General features: G+C 52.8%; 9 protein-coding genes. 2 read left to right on the forward strand and 7 right to left on the reverse strand.

Annotation, left to right across the window (positions count from 1 at the left end; all coding sequences use genetic code 11):
* Nucleotides 1-46 precede the first annotated feature (46 nt).
* The 7 genes from fur to G544_RS0100770 form a co-directional block, all read right to left on the reverse strand.
* Complete coding sequence (gene fur / locus G544_RS0100740; RefSeq protein ID WP_027272813.1) at nucleotides 47-496, reverse strand: ferric iron uptake transcriptional regulator; 450 nt, start codon at nucleotides 494-496, stop codon at nucleotides 47-49.
* 222 nt (nucleotides 497-718) lie between these two features.
* The gene (locus G544_RS0100745) at nucleotides 719-1,768 is read right to left on the reverse strand and encodes a CobW family GTP-binding protein (protein ID WP_027272814.1); all 1,050 of its coding nucleotides are present in this window, start codon (nucleotides 1,766-1,768) and stop codon (nucleotides 719-721) included.
* 130 nt (nucleotides 1,769-1,898) lie between these two features.
* The gene (locus tag G544_RS0100750; RefSeq protein ID WP_027272815.1) at nucleotides 1,899-2,093 is read right to left on the reverse strand and encodes a YbdD/YjiX family protein; all 195 of its coding nucleotides are present in this window, start codon (nucleotides 2,091-2,093) and stop codon (nucleotides 1,899-1,901) included.
* Nucleotides 2,094-2,178: 85 nt separating this feature from the next.
* Entirely contained in the window at nucleotides 2,179-4,245 is a 2,067-nt protein-coding gene (gene cstA, locus G544_RS0100755; RefSeq protein ID WP_027272816.1) for a pyruvate/proton symporter CstA, read from the reverse strand.
* 671 nt (nucleotides 4,246-4,916) lie between these two features.
* Entirely contained in the window at nucleotides 4,917-5,432 is a 516-nt protein-coding gene (gene fldA, locus G544_RS0100760) for a flavodoxin FldA (protein ID WP_027272817.1), read from the reverse strand.
* 128 nt (nucleotides 5,433-5,560) lie between these two features.
* On the reverse strand, nucleotides 5,561-5,830 hold the full coding sequence (ybfE, locus tag G544_RS0100765; RefSeq protein ID WP_027272818.1) for a LexA regulated protein: 270 nt from the start codon (nucleotides 5,828-5,830) through the stop codon (nucleotides 5,561-5,563).
* A 115-nt stretch (nucleotides 5,831-5,945) separates the two neighbouring features.
* Nucleotides 5,946-6,707: an alpha/beta fold hydrolase gene (locus G544_RS0100770; RefSeq protein WP_027272819.1), complete on the reverse strand. Its 762-nt coding sequence runs from the start codon at nucleotides 6,705-6,707 to the stop codon at nucleotides 5,946-5,948.
* 150 nt (nucleotides 6,708-6,857) lie between these two features.
* On the opposite strand from G544_RS0100770, the gene seqA reads away from it, so the two are divergent.
* Nucleotides 6,858-7,385 carry a replication initiation negative regulator SeqA gene (seqA, locus tag G544_RS0100775; RefSeq protein WP_027272820.1) on the forward strand — a complete coding sequence of 176 codons (528 nt, stop codon included), beginning with the start codon at nucleotides 6,858-6,860 and terminating at the stop codon, nucleotides 7,383-7,385.
* A gap of 22 nt (nucleotides 7,386-7,407) precedes the next feature.
* The gene (gene pgm / locus G544_RS0100780) at nucleotides 7,408-9,060 is read left to right on the forward strand and encodes a phosphoglucomutase (alpha-D-glucose-1,6-bisphosphate-dependent) (protein ID WP_027272821.1); all 1,653 of its coding nucleotides are present in this window, start codon (nucleotides 7,408-7,410) and stop codon (nucleotides 9,058-9,060) included.
* Nucleotides 9,061-9,188: the final 128 nt, after the last annotated feature.

The raw sequence follows: 9,188 nt of genomic DNA on the forward strand, positions 1-9,188 counted from the left end.
CAACAACGCCGGCATTAGCCGGCGTTGTTTTTAGAAAGAACAGCTATCAATTCTTTGCGTCATGGGCGCTTTCGTCTTTACGACAGTCGCCGGAGCTGCACTTACCGTAAAGGTAAAGGCTGTGGTTAGTCAGCTTAATGCTGTATTTATCAGCGATTTCGCGCTGGCGCTGCTCGATAAATTCGTCGCTGAATTCGATAACTTTGCCGCAGTCCAAGCAAATCAGGTGATCGTGATGGTGCTTTTGCGTCAGTTCAAAAACGGATTTTCCGCCTTCAAAGCTGTGGCGAGTCACGATACCGGCGTCGTCAAACTGGTTCAATACGCGATAAACCGTCGCTAAACCAATTTCTTCGCCCATATCGATGAGTCTCTTATAGAGATCTTCAGCGCTGACGTGATGATTCTCCGGTTCCTGAAGAATTTCCAGGATCTTAAGGCGAGGAAGCGTCACTTTTAGTCCAGCTTTCTTCAGTGCGGTATTGTTGTCAGTCATGCGAGGTGTCCTAAATTCGGGCGCCGTGATACAGCCAGCGGGTACTTAACAAAAGTATAATGTATCATTATAGAGCCTGAGATGCGAAATGAAAACCTAATGAAAGCGCTGGAAAAACCGATAGTATCAATAGGTTTTACAAATAACTTTTCACCAGATCGCATATTCAACAGTTAAACTGCGTATCGCAATTTTTCATAATACGGCGCTTATGCTGCGAGCCTACCGGGGATAAGCTTCGCTTTGACTCACGCAGGACATAAACTCCCGCTCAAGAGAGTCAATGGGCAAGCTGCGCCCGATGATGACCAGCATGGTCTTACGTGCTTCATCCGCTCGCCATTCGCTGCCGTAGTCAAATCCTACGACGCGGTGTATGCCTTGAACGATAAGCCTACGGGGTTCTCCCGCAACGGCCAGAATGCCCTTATAGCGTAGCATATCGTTGCCGTATTTCTCGATAGCGCCTTCCATAAATGCGCCGATGCGCTTGATATCCACATCGCCAGTTTCAAAAACGTGCGACGTGATGTCGTCATTCCACGAGCGGGAGGCGTCAGACTGCTCCAGAGGACGGAATCGCAGCGGCGTAGCGCTGTTTTTCAATGAAGGCGTGAAGGTAGCGTTCAGGGTAAAACCTTCGTCCAGATTAAACGCCTCAATGCCTATCCACGCCTCTTTTTCCAACCTGCCGCTGCGGGCCTCGCACACTACGGCTCTGGCGTTGATCGCACGCAGGCGTTCAAGCAGCAGGCGTTTGGTTTCTTCATCTATGCGATCGAGCTTGGTTAAAATCAGTCGGTCGGCAAAACCGACTTGAGAAACGGCGACCCGGTGTTCACTAAGCTGTTTTTGCGCATGTTCTGCATCAACCAGAGTAATGACGGCATCGAGCATCAGGCGCTCCCTGAGAACGTCGTCAACGAAAAAGGTTTGTATTATCGGAGCAGGGTCTGCCAGGCCGGTTGTCTCCAGCAGGAGCCGCTCAAAAGAGAGCTTTCCTTCATCTCTCTGGGTCAGCAGGTTTTTTAACGCTTCCGTCAGCTCTCCGCGCACGCTGCAGCACACGCAACCGTTGGTTAATTCAATCACCTCAACGTCACCGCGTCGTTCCAGCAGGCCACCGTCGATGCCGACGGCGCCAAACTCGTTTTCTACAATAGCGATCTTTTCGTTGGGGTAGTTTTTTAACAGATGGTTGATAAGCGTCGTTTTGCCTGAGCCTAAAAAGCCGGTCAGTATCGTTACGGGAAGCGGGGAAAGGGCAGTCATAGCGGTAGTTCTACCTCCGAGTGATAGATTACGGCGGCCTGCATCAGGCCGCGTTCCTTAGCCGTTTGCGCACGTTGGTCATTATTTTAGTATCCGGCCTTGGTCTACATAAACAGCTAAGGAACGCGTCCTAGCAGCAGCGACCGCCTCCGGCGCCATAGCGGGCTTCCTGCCGCTCGCGGAAAAACTCTTCGTAGCTCATGACCTTCTGGTCAGGATGCGTTAAGCGCATGTGCTGAACGTAGGTATCATAGTCAGGTACGCCGACCATCAGGCGGGCTGCCTGTCCCAGATAACGACCTACTTTCGCCAGATCTTCAAACATAGCGTTGCCTTTTTTAGCGCGGGTTTAAGAAAGCAGCCGCAAAACGCACTGCGGCTGCTTTTAGGCTCTTAGTTTACATCAATAGTCAGCTTTGTGTCGCTGAACTTGGCAGAGGTTCGTAGGGCACCTCGTTGGCCGTTGGTTTCGGATTGGCGTTGGCCTTAAAGGCGGTGCGCAGGCCGAACACCACGATGCTTACCGTTATCAGCATAAACAGAATGGTTAATCCGGCATCAAGCTGGTTGTTGAAAATCAGCGCGCTCATCTGATCGAGAGACTTGGCCGGCGCCAGAATCTCGCCTTTATCCAACGAGGCCTGATACTTCTTGGCCAGCGCCAGGAAGCCAACCCGCGGGTTAGCGTCAAACACCTTTTGCCAGCCGGCGGTTAGCGTACATACCAGCAGGAAGATGGTTGGAATGACGGCAACCCAAGCGTATCTCTCGCGCTTCATCTTGAACAGAACGACGGCGCAGAGCGTCAGCGCAATTGCGGCCAACATCTGGTTGGCGATGCCGAACAGCGGCCACAGCGTGTTGATGCCGCCCAGCGGATCGACGACCCCTTGATAGAGGAAGTAACCCCATGCGGCAACGCACAGCGCAGTAGCGGTGACGTTAGCGGGTAAAGAGTCGGTACGCCTCATCGCAGGGACGAACGTGCCCATCAGGTCTTGCAGCATAAAGCGGCCGGCGCGAGTGCCTGCGTCAACGGCGGTCAGGATAAACAGCGCCTCAAACAGAATGGCGAAGTGATACCAGAAGGCCATCATGGCCGGGCCGGTGATTTGGCTTAAAATGTGCGCCATGCCGACGGCCAGAGTAGGAGCGCCGCCCGCGCGGGAGACGATGGACGCTTCGCCGACGTCTTTTGCGTACTGAGTCAGTACGTCAGGCGTAACGGTAAAGCCCCAAGAGCTGACGACCTGCGCGGCGGAATCTACCGTTGGGCCAAGCACCGCCAGAGGACTGTTCATGGCGAAGTAAACGCCTGGGTCGATAACGCACGCGGCGACCAGCGCCATGATGGCGACAAATGATTCCATCAGCATGCCGCCGTAGCCGATAAAGCGGGCGTGCGTTTCGTTTTCCAGCATTTTAGGCGTAGTGCCGGAAGAGATCAGCGCGTGGAAGCCGGAGATCGCGCCGCAGGCAATGGTGATGAACAGGAAGGGGAACAGGTTGCCTGCCCATACCGGGCCGGTGCCGTCGATGAACCGCGTCGTCGCCGGCATTTCCAGCGAAGGCGCAATAAAGACGATGCCGATTGCCAGGCCGACGATGGTGCCTATCTTCAGGAAGGTGGACAGGTAGTCGCGCGGAGCGAGCAGCAGCCAAACCGGCAGAATAGACGCAATGCCGCCATAGATAATCAGCGCCCAGGTCAGCTCCACGCCGTCCAGCGTGAAGTAAGGCGCGATAGAGGGGCTTTTGGCGACTTCGCCGCCGTAAATAATCGCCAGCATCAGCAGAATAAAGCCGATGATAGAGACTTCGCCGATCTTTCCGGGACGAATGTAACGGGTATAGATACCCATAAACAGCGCGATAGGGATGGTCACCGCAACGGTGAAGAATCCCCACGGGCTGTTGATCAGCGCCTTAACCACGATCAGGGCCAAAACGGCCAGGATGATAATCATGATCATAAACGCGCCGAACAGCGCGATAACGCCTGGAACCTGTCCCAGCTCGGCCTTGACCAGGTCGCCAAGAGAGCGGCCGTCGCGGCGGGTGGAAACGAACAGCACCATGAAGTCCTGTACGGCGCCGGCCAAAACGACCCCTGCGAGGATCCAGATCATGCCCGGCAGATAGCCCATTTGTGCCGCAAGCACCGGGCCGACCAGCGGGCCTGCGCCGGCGATGGCGGCAAAGTGGTGACCGTACAGCACATACTTGTTGGTTGGCACATAGTCCAGACCGTCGTTATGGCGATACGCGGGCGTCATGCGCGTGGCGTCAAGGGACAGCACCTTGTCGGCGATGAATTTGCTGTAATAGCGATATGCGATTAAATAAACAGAAACGGCGACTACAACGATCCAAAGCGCATTCACTTTTTCGCCATTATTTAAGGCAATAATAGCGAGCCCGCAGGCGCCAAGAATAGCGAGAGCGAGCCATATAATATGAGACGCTATGCTGCGCATAGGCGCTCCTCCTCATTTTTAATAAAGCGTTAAGGAAAATAAAAAGTAAAACTCGTCGTTACCCTAAATAAAATTTCCCAGCCAAAGACAGCAAATAAATCTATATGAATGCTGTTATAAAGCGGACTACGTTTAATCAAACTCCTCGTTAACCTTAGATAATACCTCCTGCTTTTTAAAGGTTGCTGTTTTGGGCTTAATCCTTTCAGGTCAAGCTTTCATAATAATGTTGTAAAATAAGCTGAACGTACCGTATCTCAAGCAACAGGCGCGGTATCCGCGCCTGTTGGTTTTCCCTAACCAAAATGAGGTAGCCTATAAATATAGACTGTGGTCTTATTTATTTCCTCTGATTTAGATCTAATGCGTGTCTATTATTCCCGTGCCGTTAGGCTTTTAATGATGGGGTAAATTAATACGCTATGTGAAATGAGTGTATCAGCAGTTTGCTAAAGTGATTTTGCACTTGCTCACAGGTTGGATAAATTTTTATTAGCCAATAAGCTGAATGCCCCTGTTTATTATGGGGTATTTCAATTTTTATTGATTAATTCAATTCAGGTAATAAAAGAGGGAATAACCATCCTTTTTGATAAGGATGATTATTCCATTTAGATATTTCGAAGAGGCTGCGTTTTTATCCCGAAACTGAAGGAATTCGCAGGAGTAAATCAGGCAAGATTCATTTCTTCAGAGATCTGCTTTACCCAGGCAGACACGCGTTCAGCGGTTAATTCCGGCTGACGGTCTTCGTCAATAGCCAAACCGATAAAGTGGTCGTCGTCGGCCAGGCCTTTCGATGCTTCAAAGTGATAGCCCGCCGTTGGCCAGTTGCCTACGATCGTCGCGCCGCGCGGCTCGATGAGATCGCGAATGGTGCCCATCGCATCGCAGAAGTACTCTGCATAGTCTTCCTGATCCCCACAGCCAAAGATAGCGACCAGTTTGCCTTCAAAGTCGATCTCTTCCAGCGTTGGGAAAAAGTCGTCCCAGTCGCATTGCGCTTCGCCGTAATACCAGGTGGGAATACCCAGCAGCAGGGTGTCAAAACGTTCGATGTCTTCTTTACTGCTTTTGGCGATATCGTGGATTTCCGCGACGCCTGCACCCAGCTGTTTTTGAATCATTTTGGCAATGTTTTCTGTATTGCCCGTGTCGCTACCAAAGAAAATACCTACGGTTGCCATAGTTGCGTTACACCTTTAAAAGTCAATATTTAAGACAATGTCTTTCGTAATATAACATCGTTGATGCCCATTGGCATCGTTAATCTGTCAGGCTATCAGGGATCGGGAATACACGACAAAAGGGCGCATTAGCGCGCCTGCAGGGACAGCAGGTTCTCTATGATTTCGCTGCGGTTGAGGTCCTGCTCTTGAGCAAGCTTGTCCAGCATCGCAACCGCTTCCTGTGAAAGCTTGAGTTCGACGCGCTTTAACCCTTTCATTCTGTCGCGGCGAAGCTGATTGCGCTTATTTATCCTCAACTGCTCATCGCGAGTCAGCATGCTGGTCTTTGGGCGACCGGGCCTTCTGTCGTCGGCGAAGAGATCGATAGTCGTGCGGTCTAACTGTTCTTTTGCCATAAACCTAACGTTAAAATCGAAATACAAAAGCAAAACGGCGTTTATTTACACAACGCCGCGAGTGAATCATTTTATTGCGACGCATCATAACGCCTGTCGCGCCGTATGCCAATGATTACTCTGAGGGGCCATCGAGCATAAACCGGCGCAGTATGCGCGTAACCTGCTGCGGCTTTTCGGCGTGGACCCAGTGGCCGCTGCCGGCGACGACGTAAGCGCGCGCACTAGGGAACTGGCGCGCAATGGCGTCGCGGGCGCTCTCCCGTATGTAAGGCGACAGCTCGCCGCGAATAAAAATCACCGGGCCGTTCCAGGCAGGGACTTCCTGCCAGCCGATGATGTCATCATAGTGCTGCCAAAGCGCCGGAACGTTGAAACGCCACGCCCCCTGATGAAACGACTTAAGCAAAAACTGGAGGACGCCTTCTTCCAGCCCGGCCGAGCGCATGACGATGGCCGCCTCGGGGCGAGTGGCTACGCCCGATTGAGTAACGGCTTTCAGCGCAGCGAAGACGTCGTCATGGTGGCGCTGTTGATAGGCGACGGGCGCAATATCGATAACGGCCAGTCGCCTGACCCTCTCTGGCGCCAGCGACGTTATCATCATAGCGACCTTGCCGCCCATAGAATGCCCAACCAGTATGACGTCTCTTAGTTCAAGCTGCTCAAGCAGGGCGAGCACGTCTTCGGCCATTGCGCGATAGTTCATGTCTTCCGACCAGGGCGAAAGGCCGTGGTTGCGCAGATCGACTTGTAAAACCTGATATGAGTCCTGCAGGTCTCGGGCCAGCACGCCCAGATTGTCCAGGCTGCCGAACAGCCCGTGAATTAATACGACGGTTTCGCCGCTTCCCTGAAGGCGATAGTTCAATTTCATGACCATTTCACAATTACGTTATTGTTAAGTTGAGCGATATCTCGTCATTCGTCGGCATAACCAAGCATAATTGAGAGTAGTCGCCTAGAGTATCGCGGACTGAATAGGTATAATTTACCGAAATCATTTAAAAAAGATTATAGGATAAAGATGAAAACTATCGAAGTTGACGAGGCGCTTTATCGTTATATCGCCAGCCACACGTTGCACATTGGCGAGAGCGCGTCTGAAATTTTACGCCGTATGCTTAACCTGCCGCCGGCTGATGGCGACGAAGTACCGATGGCAAACGTCGAAGCGCTGCCAGCGGTTTCCATTGAGCCTCCGGCCTCTCGCGAGAGCGCTTTTCGCCAGCGTCTAGCCGAGTGCCAGGCGGGCGAACAGAAAAAGGCAGTGGACCGCTTTCTCTTGATCTTATCCTCGCTGTACGGTCTCGATAAGTCCGGCTTTGCTGAGGCAACCGAGTCCCTTATGGGAAGAACGCGGGTCTATTTTTCTCTTTCTGAAGCGACGCTTTTGAAAAACGGACGTCACACCAAGCCAAAGAGCATTCCCGATACGCCTTACTGGGTGATTACCAATACTAATACTGAACGCAAGCGTAACATGGTTGAGCATATCATGACGGAAATGCGATTCCCGGAGACGTTGACCGGGGAAGTTTGTTCAATGATTTAACCTTTTCATCAGGGAGAGTGTTATGGCCAAGCACCCAAGGGCAGGGCAACCCGCCAGACAGAGTGACCTTATCAACGTGCCGCAGCTCATCGCGCAGTATTACGAACTGCAACCTGATTGCGACGATCCGGCCCAGGCCGTTAAGTTTGGCACCTCTGGGCACCGGGGATCGGCTTCACGTCAAAGCTTTAACGAGCTTCATATTTTGGCTATCGCTCAGGCCATCGCCGAAAGTCGAAAGGCGAACGGCATCCAAGGGCCCTGTTTTGTCGGAAAAGACACCCACGGGCTGTCTGAGCCTGCGTTTATTTCGGTGCTGGAAGTGCTGGCGGCTAACGGTGTTGACGTGATTATTCAGCAGAATAACGGTTTTACGCCGACGCCCGCCGTTTCTCACGCCATTCTTTGTCACAACCGAAGCGAGCGCGCCCTGGCCGACGGCATCGTCATTACTCCGTCCCACAATCCGCCGGAAGACGGCGGCATTAAGTATAATCCACCGAACGGCGGCCCGGCGGATACCAACCTGACTCAGTGGATAGAGCAGCGCGCCAACGATTTGATTCGCAGCGGCTTAAGCGACGTTAAGCGCGTTACGCTGGCGGCGGCGAAGAGAAGCGGCCATATTCACGAGAAGGATCTGGTTCAATCCTACGTCGAGCAGCTGCCGCAGGTAGTGGACATGGCGGCAATTCAGAACTCGAACCTTAAGCTGGGCGTCGATCCTTTGGGCGGCGCGGGCATTGAGTACTGGCAGCGTATCGGCGAGCATTACCGCCTTGACTTAACGCTGGTGAACGACGCTGTCGATCCTTCATTTCGATTTATGCATCTCGACCACGACGGCGTGATTCGGATGGACTGCTCTTCCGAATGCGCAATGGCCGGGCTGCTGGCGATAAAAAACGATTTCAGATTGGCGTTCGCCAACGATCCTGACTACGACCGTCACGGCATCGTCACGCCGAAGGGGTTAATGAATCCTAACCACTACCTTGCCGTTTCCATCGACTATCTCTATCAGCATCGCGCCCAGTGGGGCCGCGACGTCGGCGTTGGAAAAACGCTGGTCTCCAGCGCGATGATTGACCGCGTGGTGGCAAATCTGGGGCGTCGTTTAGTAGAAGTGCCCGTCGGCTTCAAATGGTTTGTCGATGGCCTGTTTGACGGCAGCCTCGGCTTCGGCGGGGAAGAGAGCGCAGGGGCTTCGTTCGTGCGCTTTGACGGCACGCCGTGGTCAACGGACAAGGACGGCATCATCATGTGCCTTTTGGCAGCAGAGATGACCGCCGTCACCGGCAAAGATCCGCAGGAGCACTACGAGCTGTTGGCGCAAAAGTTCGGCGCCCCCAGCTATAACCGAATTCAGGCTCCGGCTACTCACGCTCAAAAAGCCGTGTTGTCCAAGCTTTCTCCTGAAATGGTGAAGGCCGATACGCTGGCGGGAGATAAAATTATCGCTCGCCTGACGAATGCGCCCGGCAACGGCGCCTCGATTGGCGGCCTGAAGGTGATGACCGACAACGGCTGGTTCGCCGCGCGCCCTTCGGGGACTGAGGAGGCGTACAAGATTTACTGCGAAAGCTTCCTCGGCGACGCCCATCGCGAAAAGATTGAGCGAGAAGCCGTTGAGATCGTCAGCGACGTGCTGAGCGGCGCAGGCGCAACGTCGTAAAGGTTAATTATTAACCTTTTTTGCGTTTAATAAAACGGTGGTATTGTGAAAAGCCACCGTTTTATTTTTTCTGTTACTTATTGTTTTTCTCATACCCACCATTTTTATCCCCATAAAATAGTTATCTA

Origin of the sequence: Leminorella grimontii ATCC 33999 = DSM 5078 (assembly GCF_000439085.1) — a bacterium.
Taxonomy (GTDB): Bacteria; Pseudomonadota; Gammaproteobacteria; order Enterobacterales; family Enterobacteriaceae; genus Leminorella; species Leminorella grimontii.